The following is a 14,641-nucleotide window of genomic DNA, read 5'->3' on the forward strand; positions in this document are numbered from 1 at the left end:
GGTTCGCTAACAAGCGAGAGATTTCTTTTATCCTAATTCCTATGAAAAATTACTTGGTTGCCACCTTGGGCGATCGCCTCCAGGCCGAGGCCGTTTATACCCAGCTGGAAAAGGACGGCTTCCCGATGGAAAAAGTAGCTCTGCTGGGTCGAGGTTACAAACAGTGGTCAGAGTTGGGACTCACCGATCCCTTTCAAGTGGCACGGCAGCAAATGCAACGGATGTTGATCTGGCTTGTTCCTTTTGGCTTCTTTGCCGGTTTTACCTTTAACCAAGCGACTCAAATTGACATTTTGCCGATGCTGGATCGCCTCAACAATAGTCTTTTGGGGGGCATCTTTGGGGCGATCGCTGGCGCTCTCGGTAGTCTCACCGTAGGTGGTGGTCTCCAAGTGGTGATTACGGGTAAGTCGGGCATCCCCTTTGAAAAGCGATTGCAGCGGGGCAAATACCTGATCCTAATTCAAGGTAGCGACAGCGAGATTCGCCGCGCCGAACGTCTCCTCAAAGTGCAACCCCTAGAAAACCTGCAAAGCTACACCCTCGACGAGTAGGGAATTGTTTTCTCAAAACGGGAAGCTCAAGTCTCCCCCCTGATGTGGTATATTAAAAAATCGCGATGAAAGGGTCGGTGCCCGAGTGGTTAATGGGGGCGGACTGTAAATCCGTTGGCTACGCCTACGCTGGTTCGAATCCAGCCCGGCCCATACAGATAAAAAAGCCTGAAGCCAAAGAATATCAGGGGTTTCAGGTTTGCTATGTTTTTCGTAAGTGAACTATTTGTTGCTGTTGCTTGCTTAATAAAGGGGCAGAACTGGTCATATTTTGGTCCAAAGTTTTCAAAGGCGGGCGATGGTCGCTTAGGACGTTCAGGAAAGGAATTGATGCAAAGGGGCAATCATGAGTGAACCTGTAACGCGATCGGAATTGAGTCAAGTGTTGGATGCCATCCAAGGGATGCAGGCTAGTCTTCAGGCCATAGAGAAAAAGCTAGATATTCACATTGCCACCAGTGGCGAGAGGTTCCAACGACTTGAGAACAAAATTGATGCCGTCGAGGCGAAGCTAGAGCAGCGTATCAATGCTGTTGAGGCGAAGCTAGAGCAGCGTATCAATGCTGTTGAGGCCAAGCTGGAACAGCGCATCAGTGCCGTCGAGGCGCAATTGTCGCAGCGTATTAGTGCCGTAGAGACACAATTGGGGCAGCGCATTGACACAGTAGAGACCACATTGCAGCAAATTGTCAAACGGCAGGATGGAACCGATGCTCGTTTGTGGGGATTCTTGGTGACGCTGCTAGTGCTGGCTGCTGGCTTAATCACTAAGCTGCTGTTTTTTGACACGCCACGCCTTTGATGCAGTTTTGCGAATCCAGCCCAGCCCATCAAAGTAAATAGGCAATTCCCCAAGCGAGAGCGAGAATGCCTAGCCAAGGGTGCCACATCTGTCGTAGGGGCGATCGCGCAATCTTTTGACTGAGGAGCAAACTGGCAAGGGTACTGACGACAAGTGTGGTCGTTTGCAGGAACCCGATCACCGCTGGATGGGCTTGCCAACTGGGCAAACTCGTGCCATCAAGACCAAAGGTTGCAAAGGTTACGGGCAACAACTGCCCTGCCTCCCCTAGACCAAGGGGCAAATAATAGGCCAAATTGGCACCCAGCACCAAAGGTAGATACCCATAGGCCAAGCGCACAAAGGGAACCAAGCCTTGTCGGTGTATCTGATGCCAACCCCATGCCAAGAGTCCCGGCAGAGCTAGCGCCACCACTGCAATCATCCCCTGTAACCAAAAATGAGCTTCCGTCAGTCCTAGCCGTTCCAAAAGCAGCGGTAAACGGTGCAATACCACCGCCCCCAAGAGCAAAAACAGCAGGCAAACTTCAGCCGCCGTGGCCTCATGACTAGTCCAGAGATCAATAGCCGGCGGACGCAGATTCACTTCCACCGAGCGATGCGGGCAAGCCTTGAGACAGGTCATACACAAAACGCAATTGCGGTTATCCGTCAATTGAGCGGGATGGGAATAGACGGGACAGCCCCCCGTTTCTTGACCTTCCCCAAGGGCGGGACCGCCTTTGTAGCATTGGTAGGTCTGGCAACTGGCAGCGCACACCCCCTGCTGTGCCCGCAATTCAAGAATGGAGAGTTTGCCAAAGAGGCCATTCATGCCACCAATGGGGCAGAGATAGCGACACCAAAAGCGACGTTCATAGAGCTGAGAAAAAATCACGGCTCCCGCTGTAATCAAGATCAGTAGCCAACTGGAGAGATAGGCCGTATTGGGTAAATCCCACAATTCTTCCCACAGGAGAATCACGGCAAAGAGGCCAAAGAGCACCCAGCCCCCCCAGCGTTCCGCCAGTTGACGCGGCCAAGGGCGCAGCTTGCGCGGCCAAATCTTGAGGGATAGCCTTTGCAGGACTTCGCCGTAGATCATAAAGGGGCAGACCGCACACCAAATGCGCCCCAAAAAGGGAAAGATCAGCAATGAGACCGGCCACCACCACGCCCAGAAGAGGTTCAGGGTAAAGTTGTGTGGGCGATCTTGGGGTCCCCAGAGGCCAATGGCGACAATCAGCGGAAAAAGCCAAAGGGTCAGGCCATAGTTGAGGCGATCGGGCCACCACGGACTGCGTAGAAAAGCACGCAATTGGGGATAGGCATTGAGTAGGTTCCAACGAAATCGCCGTTGGCGCGATCGCTCCGGCCAAAAGACTTCTTCAGTGAGTAACTCCGCCCCGTCTGCTTGCACAAGGGCACGCTCCACCAGACTCGCTAACTCCCGCAAATTGCCGGGAAAATCATAACTTTGCAGCCGGCGTAGGGCTTCGGGGGTAATCTGAGGCTTAGGAATGCCCCGTTGCCGGCAGTAGAGGGCAATATAGTAATTCACCAAGGCTTCAATATCTGCTTTTGTCACCCGCAGTGGGGGTACCTTAATTTGGTGGTGCACCAGATTTTGGCAATCGCAGCCTTTCTTTTCGGCAATCAAGATCAATCGCCCCGGAAAGCGGCGGGAGGATATGGGGGGGTCGGCGACGGGTTCATAGGTCTGTTCGGCCACAAGGCGGCGCAGTTGCGGATAGAGGTGGGCAGGCCATTCATGGACATTGTTGAGGATCAGGGTGCCCTCTGCGACCCAGTCAAGGAGACCCGGTTTCGTGGCTTTGCCAAAGAGTTCTGCCCCATTGGCGGATAGGGTGCCACAGTTAAAACGAATCAAAGGTTGACGGCGATCGCGCGAGCCATAATGAATTAGCGCAGCAATATTGTCCTTTTCCAGACCCGGTTCACCAAAAATCAATACCGGCTGGCGATCGCTCGCGGCCTCTTTAATCCCTTGGCGTAAGCGCACGGCATAGCGGCTACTCCCTACAATTCCCTGTTTTACGCGCGGCACAAGATAGGGGCGCAAGACTGCCTGCCGCTCCTGCTCGTGGGCAAGATCACTGAGGGTACTTTGCAGCTGCTGCGACACCTGTTGGCGGAGTTCGGGAAATTGATCAGCCAATGTGGCAAACACCTCGCGGGGCAATGTCCACAATTCACAGTCCGTGAGGGTAATCACTGTTTGCGGTGCCTGTTGCTCCAGTACTAATTCTGGCCAGTGTAAAACCGTTCCCGGTGGCAGGGTCGTTATAGTGGCGGGGCGATCGCGGGTGGTGTGGTAGGCTTCCAGTTCTCCCGATTTCAGGATCATCAGATGAGTAACGGCTGTGTCTTCAAGGACAAGGCGACGATTGGCTGCAATGGATTCTGTGCGCAGGGCGGCAGCGATCGCCTCTAATGCTGCCAAAGAAAGCGATCCTAGGGGAGTATAGGTTTGCAGCCAACTCAGGCGATCGGTCATCGAGGGCACCCCCCAACAAAATTAGTGATGAGGAAACACCTCACTACCTATGGCTCAGTTCCTTTACCAAACTACGCTAGGATTGTAAAGGTTTCTTACGCTCCTCAACGCTCTATTACAAAACCCGCAGGAAGTCGCTATGAGTCTGCCGATTCGTAATGTTGCTATTATCGCCCACGTTGACCACGGCAAAACCACTCTGGTGGATGCCCTACTGCGTCAGTCGGGTACCTTTCGTGAAGGGGAAGACATTCCTGAGTGCGTCATGGACTCCAATGATCTGGAGCGCGAGCGTGGCATTACGATTCTGGCCAAGAATACAGCGGTTCGCTACAAAGACTTGACGATTAACATTGTGGATACCCCCGGCCACGCCGATTTTGGCGGTGAAGTGGAGCGCGTCCTTGGCATGGTGGAGGGTTGTCTGCTGATTGTCGATGCCAACGAAGGGCCAATGCCCCAAACCCGCTTTGTCCTGAAAAAAGCCCTTGAAAAAGGTCTGCGCCCCATTGTGGTTGTGAATAAAATTGACCGGCCGCAGGCAGAACCCTACAAAGCCATTGATAAGGTGTTGGACTTATTTATTGAACTGGGGGCGGATGATGATCAGTGCGAGTTTCCCTATCTTTTTGCTTCGGGCTTGGCGGGCTACGCAAAAACAGATCTAGACGAAGAGGGCAAGGATCTGCAGCCCCTCTTTGAGGCCATTGTCCGCCATATTCCACCGCCAGTGGGCAATCCCGATGCGCCGCTGCAACTTCAAGTGACCACCTTGGATTACTCGGAGTACCTAGGGCGAATTGTTATTGGCAAAATTCACAATGGTACGGTGCAGGTGGGACAGCAGGCGGCCTTGGTCAAGGATAACGGCCAAATTGTCAAGGCAAAGATTACCAAACTCTTGGGCTTTGAGGGACTGAAGCGGATTGAATTGGACATGGCTAGTGCCGGCAATATTGTGGCGATCGCTGGCTTTAGTGATGCCAACATTGGCGAAACCATCACCGACCCCAACACCCCCCAAGCCCTACCCCTGATCAAGGTGGATGAACCGACCCTGCAAATGACCTTTGCGGTCAATGACTCCCCCTTTGCCGGTCAGGAGGGAACCTTTATCACCTCGCGGCAATTGCGCGATCGCCTGTTTCGGGAACTGGAAACCAACGTGGCACTGCGGGTCGAAGAAACCGACTCCCCCGATCGCTTTGCCGTTTCTGGTCGGGGTGAATTGCACCTTGGCATTCTCATTGAAACGATGCGCCGCGAAGGCTATGAATTCCAAGTGTCCCAGCCCCAGGTGATCTATCGTGAAGTCAATGGTCAGCCCTGCGAACCCTACGAATGCTTAGTGCTCGACGTTCCCGATGAAGCCGTTGGCGGCTGTATTGAGCGCCTCGGCCAGCGACGCGGTGAAATGCAGGATATGCAGGTGGGGGGCAATGGTCGGACGCAACTGGAGTTTGTGATTCCGGCGCGGGGTCTCATTGGTTTCCGGGGCGAATTTATGCGCCTAACGCGCGGCGAAGGGATTATGAACCACAGCTTTTTGGACTATCGTCCCTTGGCAGGCGAGATCAGCACCCGTCGCAATGGCGTCTTAATTGCCTTTGAGGAGGGCACGGCCACCTTCTATGCCCTGAAAAACGCCGAAGATCGTGGTGTCTTTTTCATTACCCCCGGCACCAAAGTCTATAAGGGCATGATTGTCGGTGAGCATAACCGTCCCCAAGACCTCGAAATCAACGTCTGCAAAGCCAAACAACTCACCAACTTTCGCTCCTCAACGGGGGATGAACTAGTGCAACTGCAAGCACCTGTGGAAATGAGCCTAGAGCGGGCACTGGAGTACATTGGCCCCGATGAACTGGTGGAGGTAACGCCCCAATCCATCCGACTGCGGAAAATGAGCAAGAAGCTGGCACGCCGCTAATGCTGACGAATGCCTTTTTTGCCCTCTCGCTGTTTCCCTATTTGGGGTTCTTGTACTTCATGACCCGCAACCCCAACACCCCCCGTTTAGCCCTCATTGGCTTCTATGGGACACTGGTGTTTGTTGCTGTCACCATTCCAGCGGGACTCTATGCCCAACAGGTCTATGGCACAACCTTGGCCAATGTGGATGGGTTGCACGGGGGGGCAGAATTTTTTCTAACCTTGGCCAATATCCTGATTGCCTTGGGCTTTCGCCGCGCCCTCAGGGAATCCTCCTAACCGCCTATTGCCAGCGGCATAACCAAAGAAAGCGCAGCCAACTGCGCAGGAGTGCCAAACCCGCTAGTGCTGCTACTGTAAAAAGAGCGATCGCACCCCCCAAAGCTTTGGCTGACCACAACATCGCCCCCGCCAAAAGGGTAAAACCAGCCAATCCCAAATAGACTAAACAAATTAACAAACTCTCAATGCGCCGCAGTTGCCGCTCCATCGTGGGATTGCGCACCGACAGTTGCAGTTCGCCACAAGCCAAGCGATCCTCTAACTGTTGCAGCCGCACTTCAAGGCGACTGGGCTGCTGTAATCGTTGGTTGATTAGGGTTTGGGTTTGGTGAATCAGTTCTCGCCAGCCCCCCCGCGAGCGACGCATTAATTCCTTGACAAAGGGTTGGGCCGCCGCCCTCAGGTTGTACTCAGGGTCTAAACTGCGGGCAATCCCATCGAGGGTTGTGAGGGACTTGAGAATATAGGTCATCTTTGCGGGTAGGCGAAAGGGCTGCTGCTCAAAAAGGGCATACACATCCTGTTGCAACTCCCGAAAGGCGGTTAAATCCACAGGCCGTTCGGTAAATCGATCTAAAATCAATTGCATAATCCGTTGTAGGGGGACTCTATCGGTAACAGGCATCAATAGCCCCAGTTCAATTAAGGCAGCAATCACGCGATCGCTATCCTTTTGCAGCACAGCAAAAAATGTTTGCACCATCTGCTGCTGATTCAGGGCTGGCACTTCTGTCATCATGCCGTAGTCATAGAAGATGAGATTGCCTTCCTTGGTCACGGCCAAGTTCCCCGGATGCGGATCAGCGTGGAAGAAGCCATCAATCAATAATTGCTTGAGATAGCAACAAATTCCCCGCTGGTTAATCATCTGGGGATTCAAGCCAAAGGCTTCGATGGCGGCGCGATTGTCAATGCGAATGCCGGGGAGATACTCCATCGTCAGGACATAGCGGCAGGTGTGCGTCCAATAGACCTTGGGGACGCGGATATGGGGGTCTTGGGCAAAGTTAGCCCGAAAGCGATCAGCATTTTGCCCCTCTTGAACGTAATCAATTTCCCGCAGCAGAATACTAAAAAACTCCTCATAGATTTCGTGGAGAGCATAGGGACGGAGAAAGGGGAGCCAGCGATCGCCCCAGCGAATGAGTTCACCAATGGCCAGATAGTCCAGATACAATTGCGCCTCTAGATGGGGGCGTTGCACCTTCACCACCACCTCTTCACCACTGTGGAGCGTTGCGCGATGGACTTGACCGAGACTGGCGGCTGCAAGGGGTTTGGGATCAAATGTGGCGTAGAGATCGGCAAGGGGTTGCCCCAAGTGCTGCTCAATGAGGGCGATCGCCCGCCGCGAGTCAAAAGGAGGCACCTGATCCTGTAGTTTCCTCAGCGCCTCAATATAGGCGGGGGGCAACAGATCAAACCGAGTCGAGAGAAATTGACCAATTTTAATAAACGTTGGCCCCAAGACCAATAATTGCTGTACGAGCCAACGCGCACGTTGAGATTGGGCGCGATCGCTCCGCCGCCGCCAAGCATAATCCCACAGCAGCTGACTCCCAAAGCGCCCCAGCACCCCCACAATTTGGCTGACACGGCGAAACAGGAGCCAGCGACTGGGACGATAGGTAGAGGCAGTAACCAGCATTCAGCAGCAATCACAAAAAGTGCCCAACCTCAACAATACTCCCTTTTTCACGGGCATTCAGACTTGCTCGCCCCGATTCTCTTTTGCCGTGTCTATGATGAGAACTAGAGTCCCGATCGGAATTTGCTATGGCGACAACACGTCAATTTAGTAGCTTCAGCGATCTCCTAGCCACCACAGATAAACCCCTCTTGGTTGACTTTTATGCCGACTGGTGTGGTCCTTGCCGCATGATGGCGCCGATTTTAGAGCAGGTCAAGCAAGTTTTGAAATCGGCTGTTGAGGTCGTCAAAATTGACTCCGAGCGCTATCCCCAACTGTCGAGTCAATACCACGTTCACGCTCTGCCAACCTTGATTCTCTTCCACCGAGGCCGTGAGGTTCAGCGCTGGGAAGGGGTTCAGCCGCCAGAAGTTCTGATTGACGCCATTCGCCGCCTGTAAAATTCTTCAAAAGAAAGGTGTTTGAGGAATCAATCAGGATTGGCCAATATCAGCTATTGGACATTGCTCGTACCACCGTTGGCGGGGGGCGTCATTGGCTACTTTACGAATGATTTAGCCATTACCATGCTCTTTCGCCCCTACAAGCCTATTTATGTCGGCGGCAAGCAACTCCCCTTTACCCCCGGTCTGATTCCCCACAATCAGGAGCGGCTGGCTCGTCGCATTGCTGATGCCATTTTGGGTTCTCTCCTGACGCCAGAGGAGCTGCAAAACTTAGCGCGGCGTCTGTTGCAAGTGGAACGAGTGAAGGCGGTCATCCATTGGCTCCTACAAACAAGTCTGAGCCAAATTCAGGCTCAAAGTGAGCAGCGATCGGCCCAAGTTTTGGCCAATATTCTACGGGATTTTTTTGGCAGTGCCCTACCCCGTTTGATTAAAGTGTGGTCGCGGCGGGAAGATTTTCTGGAACCACAACTGAATCAACTCTTTGATCAGGTATTAGTGGAGCTGCAACTGAGTGATGAGCAGGCGGAAAAACTGGCAGATTGGCTGCTGTCGGTCATGTTGCCCCCCGATCGCCTGCGACTGGCCATCATTGACTTCCTTACCGATCGCACGATTAATGTCCTCGATCAAGAACTACGCCAAAATACCAGTGGCACCTACTGGGTGGTGGCTAATCTGGTGGGGGTGCGCAATACGTTAATTCGCCTGCGGGAGTATTGTCTCAATGAACGCGAAGCCTGTAACCGCCGCCTCGGAGAATTAATCACAGCATTGGCACTGCGGCAACGCTTGGTGGAAGCGCTGCAAAATATCACCCTGCAAAGTTTGCCCCTCGGTACAGTGCGGGAGCTACGGCAACTATTTCGGCAGACGGTGCGCAGCTATATCCAAGAGCAGGGCTTTAGCGTTATTGAAACGGTAAGCCAAACAGTGGAGTGGGAAACGATTTCCTTGAGTATTTTGCGGCGACTGCGGGATTCGGCAAGTCTGGGTGCCTCGCTGGAAGTGGTTAGTGATGAATTGGCTCTAGTGCTCGATCGCTATCTGGAACGGGATATGGAACTGATTATTGAGCGGGCAATTCCGATTTTGGATTTGGATCGGGTGATTGTGGATCGGGTCAAGGCCACCTCGCCAGAAAATCTGGAACTAGCTATTCAGGGCATTGTTCGCAGTGAGTTGCAAGCCATTGTCCGCTTGGGGGGCATTCTTGGCTTTTTGATTGGTGTCGTGCAGGCGGGCTTTTTGTACTGGCAAAGTCTGCAAGCGTCCTAAACTGGGACTTTGACCTCAGATTCACCCGCCAACTGGCGTAGATTTTGGCAGCGAATCAGTTCAGTGACATCAAGGACAGGACGACGCTCCAACTCTGCCACCTGAGAAATGCCTGCAAGGAGAGCCTTGGCAGCCTCTTGTTCACTGTAGCCGCGCCGTTGAGCCAATTGCAGGGCTTGGCGATCGGCCGCCACTTCTACGGGAATGCCCCGCGTATTTTGCCACACTTGCAGGCCAGCAAAGGTGGTTAGCGCCCCCGCTACCAAAATGCCTACGGGGTCTGCTTGGACAACTTGTAAGACTGTACCCAGCAAGCCTGCCACCGTGAGTCCTTGGTAGAGGTCAAGTTTGATCAAACCCGTGGTGTTAAACCAAGCCACTGCCCGCAGCAATAAAAGATCGCGCTCCGGGGTATCGAGATGCTGCCACAGGCGAAAGTTAATTTCAATCGGGCGATCGCCCCAAGGAAGAGCGGGCTGATAGCGCAACACTTTGCTTTGCTGTGGTCGAGAAACCAACTTACAGCGCATTCGTGCCGACGCCGGCATTAGATCAAGCAAGCGCGGAATCTCAACCTCTGGGGTCATAGGGAAACTCATACACTCATTGCTCTGCCTTTAGTCTGCCATTACCATCCCTTTTCTGCAATCTTTTGCATTCCTTAAAATAAAAGGGCATGTGTTTTTTGTGCCTGAATCAAAATGGTCATGACATCGGCTTTTGCCCCCGCAGAACAATCGCTGGTCGCTTCTCCCCAAGAATTGCCCGCCGTGGATGTGGCGATTGTCGGTGCGGGGATTGTGGGTCTGAGTTTGGCCTGTGCGCTGCGAAACAGTGGTCTAGCGATCGCCCTCATTGAGGCAACCCCCTACGCGCGGGAAAACACCAAAGGCCAAGCCTATGCCCTGCACCAAGTGTCTCGTTGTTTCTTTGAGGGGATAGGGGTGTGGGATCAGTTGATGCCTCACGTGCAGCCCTTTGAGGTGGTACAACTCTCCGATGGACGGTTCCCCTTGACGGTTCGCTTTTCCCCCGCCGATTTGGGCACAGAAGCCATTGGTTATGTGGCTGCGCACGCCGCGATCGCCGAGACCCTACAGAGCGTTCTACAGTCTGTTGGCAATGTGACGTTCTATTGTCCGTGGCGGGTGGTGACGAATGAGATAAAGGGCGATCGCGCTCAGTTGACGCTCATTTCTGGTGACCCGGCCGCACCCAAGGTGGCTTACTTGGCAGCGCGTTTAGTGGTGGCAGCAGATGGTGGCAAGTCTCCCCTGCGGCAACAAATGGGCATTGAACCCAAGGGATGGCAATATGGTCAGTCCTGTGTGGTTGCTACTCTCGATGTTGCCCATCCCCAACCCGTGATCGCCTATGAACGCTTTTGGCCAACAGGCCCCATGGGGGTGCTCCCCCTAGCGGGGAATCGCTATCGCGTGGTTTGGACACTGCCCCACCCAGAGGCGGAAGCCGTTGCTGCCCTCGACGATCGCGCCTTTCTAGCGAAACTGCAGCCCTATCTTGACCCACAGATGGCGCAGATTACCGCTGTAAGCGATCGCTTTGTCTTTCCAACCCAATTAATGCAAGTGAATTCCTATGTGGCCGATCGCTTTGTGGTTATTGGCGATGCGGCCCATCGCTGTCATCCCGTGGGAGGGCAGGGGCTAAATTTAGGCCTGCGGGATGTGTGGGCACTAGCGCAACAAATTCTTGCTACGCCTTGTGAGAGACTGGGCGATCGCCCGTCCTTGATCCAATTCCACCGTCAACGTTGGTGGCAAAATGCCCTAACCCTTGGATTTACCGACCTGCTCAATCGGCTTTTTTCCAATGCGTGGTGGCCTTTGGTGGGGGTGCGCCGCTGGGGCTTGTGGCTGTTGCGAACTGTTGCCCCCTTCAAACGTCTGGTGCTGCGGTTTATGGCCGGTCTCCTGCTACCCCTACCCAGCGATCGTCAATTCCCCAGAGGGCGTTAAAACTTTCTGCGCAATTATCGCTAGCGCCGTCATTCTGTAGGATTAATTTGACAGAGAAACGAACCACTTGGGAGAAATAGATGGCTGCTACGGATGATCTAGAGAAAATTCGCCGCCAGTTTGACTATGGTCCCTATCCCCGTGTTGCCATTGACAAAACTCCCAAGGATGAGCCGAATGTTCTCTTTGTCCACGATTTGGTGACCGCCTTTTATGTGCGAGATCATCGGGTGCCAGAGACCAAGGGCAAGCGGATTCTCGATGCTGGTTGTGGGACAGGTTATAAGTCCTTGGTGTTAGCCATTGCCAACCCCGGCGCGGAAATTGTCGGTATTGACCTGTCCCCTGAGTCTGTGAAGTTAGCGGCAGAGCGACTCAAGTTCCATCACTTTGACAACGTTTACTTTGAGGCGCGCTCCATTTTGGATTTACCCAGTTGGGGCGAGCAGTTTGACTACATCAATTGCGATGAGGTGTTGTATCTGCTGCCTGACCCCGTCGCAGGCCTCAATGCCCTCAAAAGTGTCCTTAAGCCCGATGGTATCTTGCGCGCCAATCTCCACAGTGCGCTGCAACGCTTCCCCTACTTTCGTGCCCAAAACCTCTTTAAGCTGATGGGCTTGATGGACGACAATCCCGAAGAAATGGAAATGGACATTGTCCGCGAGATCATGAAAGAACTCAAGGATGGTGTCGATCTGAAGGTTCGCGCTTGGAACCCGCACTATGAGAAGGAGGAGAGTAATGAGACCCTCTTGGCGAATCATTTACTGGTGGGCGATAAGGGCAGCACGATTCCCCAACTCTTTCAATACCTAGAAGCAGCGGGTCTGGAATTCATTTCCATGGTTAACTGGCGCCACTGGAATCTGGTGGATCTCTTCAAAGACCCAGAGAACCTGCCCACCTTTTTAGCGCTGAGCTTGCCCGATGTGCCGCAGGCGGTGCAATTGGAGATGTATGAACTTTTGCATCCCGTGCATCGCCTCTTGGATTTTTGGTGTAGTCCGCAACCCCGTGCCGCGGTACCCGACTTAGGGGAATGGTCTGAGGAGCAGTGGGATCAAAGTACGATTTATCTGCATCCGCAACTGCGCACTGAGGCAATCAAGGAAAAATGGCTAGGGTATCTCAATGACCGCATGATTGTAGACTTGGGCACATTTATGTCCTTTTCTAGTCCCACGTCGGTCTATGTGGATCCGCTGGGATTGGCAACACTGCTGCCCTTGTTTGATCAGCCCCTTCCCTTTCCAGAGCTGTGCGATCGCTATCAACGCTTGGCACCCCTCGACCCCGTCACCCTAGACCCCATTGAACCAAGGGTGGCACGGCAACAACTGCAAGCCCTCTTGACCCGCTTGGAAGTGAGTTTATTTGTTTTGGTCAGCCTACCCTAGGCCCATCCAGCCAAGAGCTTGGGCAAGTGCTAGTCCCAAATAGTTGGCGATCGCATAGCCAAGCAGTCCTAGGGTAATCCCTACCCCCATTAACTGAGGCTGATGCCGACCGGTGGCTTGGGCAACGGCTGTGGTTGGTCCCCCCACTGCGGCTTGGGAGGCAAGGGCAATCAGTTCCACATCCAACTTCAGGAGTGTCCCAAGACCAAAGGTGACAAGACCGTGGGTAAAGACAATCACAGTAGCAAAGAAAATCATGTCCAGTCCCACCGGAATTAGCGAGGGCACATGGGTACCGGCACCAATCACCGTAAAAAAAAGATTCAGGCCAAACATTCCCAGAGCGCCCGTGCCCCGCAGGTAGCGCATCCACTTAAATTGCGCCAGCGCCAAGCTGAGGGTGGTAAGCCAGACAATGGTGGGAATTAGCGGCCAAAACTGATGCAGTGCCGTTGACAGGACCAAGATAGCCACAGCCAAGCTGAGGAGAATGGCTAGATCTAGGGGGGCGATCGCTGAGGTGGTGGGCAGGGGAGTCACCGTAGCCGCTTCCCCCTGATCCCGTGGTGGATAAAAATGTGCCAACAGCGAAGGCAGACTCAGCGTGGTGGCCAGCCAAATGGCCGTGAGCAGGTTATCCGCCGTCGTTGCCGCACTAAAGAGCAAATCCGAAAGGTTGAGGGCACGCCCAACCCCCACAAAGTTAATGCTGCCGCCAATATAACTGGCCGCCAAACTGCCCGCCAAGCGGGGGGTATCCCCGAGAAACCGACTGTGGAACAGCACACTGGCAAGGAGCGCACCCACCAAGGTTCCAAAACTAGCAAGGCCAAAGGCTAACAGGGCCGATCGCCCCAAGCGCCGCACATCCTGTAAATTCACCAGCAGTAGTAGCCAGACGATCGCCAACGAGGTGATGGTGCCGTAGATCGTGTCATAGACCGGCGATTGTTGGGGAATAAGACCCAAATTTGCACAGATGGCCGCCAAGATCAAAATGATCAGCGAAGACCCCAAGCGTGCCGCCCAGCGAAAGCGATGCTCTAGCCATAGCCCCAGAGCCGTCAGGGTTAATAGGATGCCCCAAAGGATCAAGTCATCCATGGGGGGGCAACTCCGCTAGCCGCTGTCCCAACCGTGTCGGCTGCTCATAGACCCGCCGCAGGGTATTCACATCCCGCTGTGAAATGGGGGGCGGATCCGCCACTTGGGCAAAATAGAGGGCATCAGTGGGTAGGGGGCTATGTCCCCAAATGCCGAGGGCATGACCCAGTTCATGGCGCAGCGCTGCAAGGACAAACTTGGCAGCTTGAGTCGGACGCACCACGACACGGCAGCGATGGCGCAGCACCCCTTGGCTATCCACAAAGAGTTCGTAGCTGGTTTCAGCAAAGCGGGCGCGGCGGTTATTTTGATCCGTGGGTCGCTGCGAGAGCAAGCGAATATTCGCCGCTAGGCTGGCATCCACAATTTTTAGGGGCAAATAGGCGGACCACTCCTTTACGGCCTGTTCTGCCGCTGCTTGCCACACATGGTTCGGATCCCACGGCGGCGGTTCAATGGCAACGGTGACCGGGAACTCTGTCCACAGTAGATAGCCCACTTCCACCGCTTGGACTTCATCAAAATAGTCCTCACCTTTCCTAGGAATCTCAGCTAGGGAGGGGGGCAACGGATAATGCACTGCTGCTGGCAGTTGGATATTCTGGCGCGTCAGGTTTGCGGTGCCTGCCAAGGACTCCCAATTCCCTTGGGTACCGCCCAGCATCAATCCTAGGGCAACCATGCACACCAAGAACCACCAGCGACGCTTCATCTTT

At 53.9% G+C, this 14,641-nt stretch carries 13 protein-coding genes and 1 tRNA gene; 9 read left to right on the forward strand and 5 right to left on the reverse strand.

What is annotated here, in order from left to right; translation table 11 throughout:
- Positions 1–41 precede the first annotated feature (41 nt).
- The 3 genes from M0646_RS04920 to M0646_RS04930 all read left to right on the forward strand — a co-directional run bounded on the left by M0646_RS04920 (position 42) and on the right by M0646_RS04930 (position 1,356).
- A complete protein-coding gene (locus tag M0646_RS04920) occupies positions 42–554 on the forward strand; it encodes a hypothetical protein (RefSeq protein ID WP_149818693.1) in 513 nt (170 codons plus the stop codon).
- A 71-nt stretch (positions 555–625) separates the two neighbouring features.
- Positions 626–707, forward strand: a tRNA-Tyr gene (locus tag M0646_RS04925).
- A gap of 193 nt (positions 708–900) precedes the next feature.
- Positions 901–1,356 carry a hypothetical protein gene (locus M0646_RS04930; RefSeq protein ID WP_190278231.1) on the forward strand — a complete coding sequence of 152 codons (456 nt, stop codon included), beginning with the start codon at positions 901–903 and terminating at the stop codon, positions 1,354–1,356.
- Between the two features lie 28 nt (positions 1,357–1,384).
- Here M0646_RS04930 and M0646_RS04935 read toward each other — a convergent pair whose 3' ends face one another.
- A complete protein-coding gene (locus M0646_RS04935) occupies positions 1,385–3,853 on the reverse strand; it encodes a sigma 54-interacting transcriptional regulator (protein WP_286626863.1) in 2,469 nt (822 codons plus the stop codon).
- Positions 3,854–3,992: 139 nt separating this feature from the next.
- On the opposite strand from M0646_RS04935, the gene typA reads away from it, so the two are divergent.
- Positions 3,993–5,783 carry a translational GTPase TypA gene (typA, locus tag M0646_RS04940; RefSeq protein WP_149818697.1) on the forward strand — a complete coding sequence of 597 codons (1,791 nt, stop codon included), beginning with the start codon at positions 3,993–3,995 and terminating at the stop codon, positions 5,781–5,783.
- Entirely contained in the window at positions 5,783–6,064 is a 282-nt protein-coding gene (locus M0646_RS04945; RefSeq protein WP_149818699.1) for a DUF3593 domain-containing protein, read from the forward strand. The genes typA and M0646_RS04945 overlap by 1 nt, the downstream gene beginning before the upstream one ends.
- A gap of 4 nt (positions 6,065–6,068) precedes the next feature.
- Here M0646_RS04945 and M0646_RS04950 read toward each other — a convergent pair whose 3' ends face one another.
- Positions 6,069–7,715: an AarF/ABC1/UbiB kinase family protein gene (locus M0646_RS04950; RefSeq protein ID WP_286649926.1), complete on the reverse strand. Its 1,647-nt coding sequence runs from the start codon at positions 7,713–7,715 to the stop codon at positions 6,069–6,071.
- A 128-nt stretch (positions 7,716–7,843) separates the two neighbouring features.
- Here M0646_RS04950 and trxA point away from each other — a divergent pair, with 128 nt between their 5' ends.
- Together trxA and M0646_RS04960 are read left to right on the forward strand one after the other, a co-directional pair.
- Positions 7,844–8,158, forward strand: coding sequence for a thioredoxin (gene trxA, locus M0646_RS04955; protein ID WP_149818701.1), 315 nt, complete (start codon positions 7,844–7,846; stop codon positions 8,156–8,158).
- Positions 8,159–8,284: 126 nt separating this feature from the next.
- Positions 8,285–9,442: a DUF445 domain-containing protein gene (locus M0646_RS04960; protein WP_255451733.1), complete on the forward strand. Its 1,158-nt coding sequence runs from the start codon at positions 8,285–8,287 to the stop codon at positions 9,440–9,442.
- Here the strand turns inward: M0646_RS04960 and M0646_RS04965 are convergent.
- On the reverse strand, positions 9,439–10,029 hold the full coding sequence (locus M0646_RS04965; protein WP_149818704.1) for a DUF3318 domain-containing protein: 591 nt from the start codon (positions 10,027–10,029) through the stop codon (positions 9,439–9,441). The two genes, M0646_RS04960 and M0646_RS04965, sit on opposite strands and share 4 nt — an antisense overlap.
- 120 nt (positions 10,030–10,149) lie before the next feature.
- Here M0646_RS04965 and M0646_RS04970 point away from each other — a divergent pair, with 120 nt between their 5' ends.
- Complete coding sequence (locus M0646_RS04970; protein WP_286626866.1) at positions 10,150–11,421, forward strand: FAD-dependent hydroxylase; 1,272 nt, start codon at positions 10,150–10,152, stop codon at positions 11,419–11,421.
- An 80-nt stretch (positions 11,422–11,501) separates the two neighbouring features.
- Positions 11,502–12,821: a class I SAM-dependent methyltransferase gene (locus tag M0646_RS04975; protein ID WP_286649927.1), complete on the forward strand. Its 1,320-nt coding sequence runs from the start codon at positions 11,502–11,504 to the stop codon at positions 12,819–12,821.
- On the opposite strand, the gene M0646_RS04980 is transcribed toward M0646_RS04975, so the two are convergent.
- Positions 12,813–13,925, reverse strand: coding sequence for a DUF819 domain-containing protein (locus M0646_RS04980; protein WP_149818711.1), 1,113 nt, complete (start codon positions 13,923–13,925; stop codon positions 12,813–12,815). The two genes, M0646_RS04975 and M0646_RS04980, sit on opposite strands and share 9 nt — an antisense overlap.
- Entirely contained in the window at positions 13,918–14,637 is a 720-nt protein-coding gene (locus tag M0646_RS04985) for a peptidase (RefSeq protein ID WP_149818713.1), read from the reverse strand. Before M0646_RS04985 ends, M0646_RS04980 begins: the two co-directional genes overlap by 8 nt.
- Positions 14,638–14,641: the final 4 nt, after the last annotated feature.

The organism is Thermosynechococcus sp. B3 (assembly GCF_030323045.1).
In the GTDB taxonomy this organism is placed as follows: domain Bacteria; phylum Cyanobacteriota; class Cyanobacteriia; order Thermosynechococcales; family Thermosynechococcaceae; genus Thermosynechococcus.

What these genes read in the sequence shown, in the direction of transcription:
- trxA (WP_149818701.1), top strand. Translation starts at nt 7,844, where the DNA reads ATGGCGACAACACGTCAATTTAGTAGCTTCAGCGATCTCCTAGCCACC.
- M0646_RS04960 (WP_255451733.1), top strand. Translation starts at nt 8,285, where the DNA reads ATGCTCTTTCGCCCCTACAAGCCTATTTATGTCGGCGGCAAGCAACTC.
- M0646_RS04920 (WP_149818693.1), top strand. Translation starts at nt 42, where the DNA reads ATGAAAAATTACTTGGTTGCCACCTTGGGCGATCGCCTCCAGGCCGAG.
- M0646_RS04980 (WP_149818711.1), bottom strand. Translation starts at nt 13,925, where the DNA reads ATGGATGACTTGATCCTTTGGGGCATCCTATTAACCCTGACGGCTCTG.
- typA (WP_149818697.1), top strand. Translation starts at nt 3,993, where the DNA reads ATGAGTCTGCCGATTCGTAATGTTGCTATTATCGCCCACGTTGACCAC.
- M0646_RS04975 (WP_286649927.1), top strand. Translation starts at nt 11,502, where the DNA reads ATGGCTGCTACGGATGATCTAGAGAAAATTCGCCGCCAGTTTGACTAT.
- M0646_RS04985 (WP_149818713.1), bottom strand. Translation starts at nt 14,637, where the DNA reads ATGAAGCGTCGCTGGTGGTTCTTGGTGTGCATGGTTGCCCTAGGATTG.
- M0646_RS04970 (WP_286626866.1), top strand. Translation starts at nt 10,150, where the DNA reads ATGACATCGGCTTTTGCCCCCGCAGAACAATCGCTGGTCGCTTCTCCC.
- M0646_RS04935 (WP_286626863.1), bottom strand. Translation starts at nt 3,853, where the DNA reads ATGACCGATCGCCTGAGTTGGCTGCAAACCTATACTCCCCTAGGATCG.
- M0646_RS04945 (WP_149818699.1), top strand. Translation starts at nt 5,783, where the DNA reads ATGCTGACGAATGCCTTTTTTGCCCTCTCGCTGTTTCCCTATTTGGGG.
- M0646_RS04965 (WP_149818704.1), bottom strand. Translation starts at nt 10,029, where the DNA reads ATGACCCCAGAGGTTGAGATTCCGCGCTTGCTTGATCTAATGCCGGCG.
- M0646_RS04930 (WP_190278231.1), top strand. Translation starts at nt 901, where the DNA reads ATGAGTGAACCTGTAACGCGATCGGAATTGAGTCAAGTGTTGGATGCC.
- M0646_RS04950 (WP_286649926.1), bottom strand. Translation starts at nt 7,715, where the DNA reads ATGCTGGTTACTGCCTCTACCTATCGTCCCAGTCGCTGGCTCCTGTTT.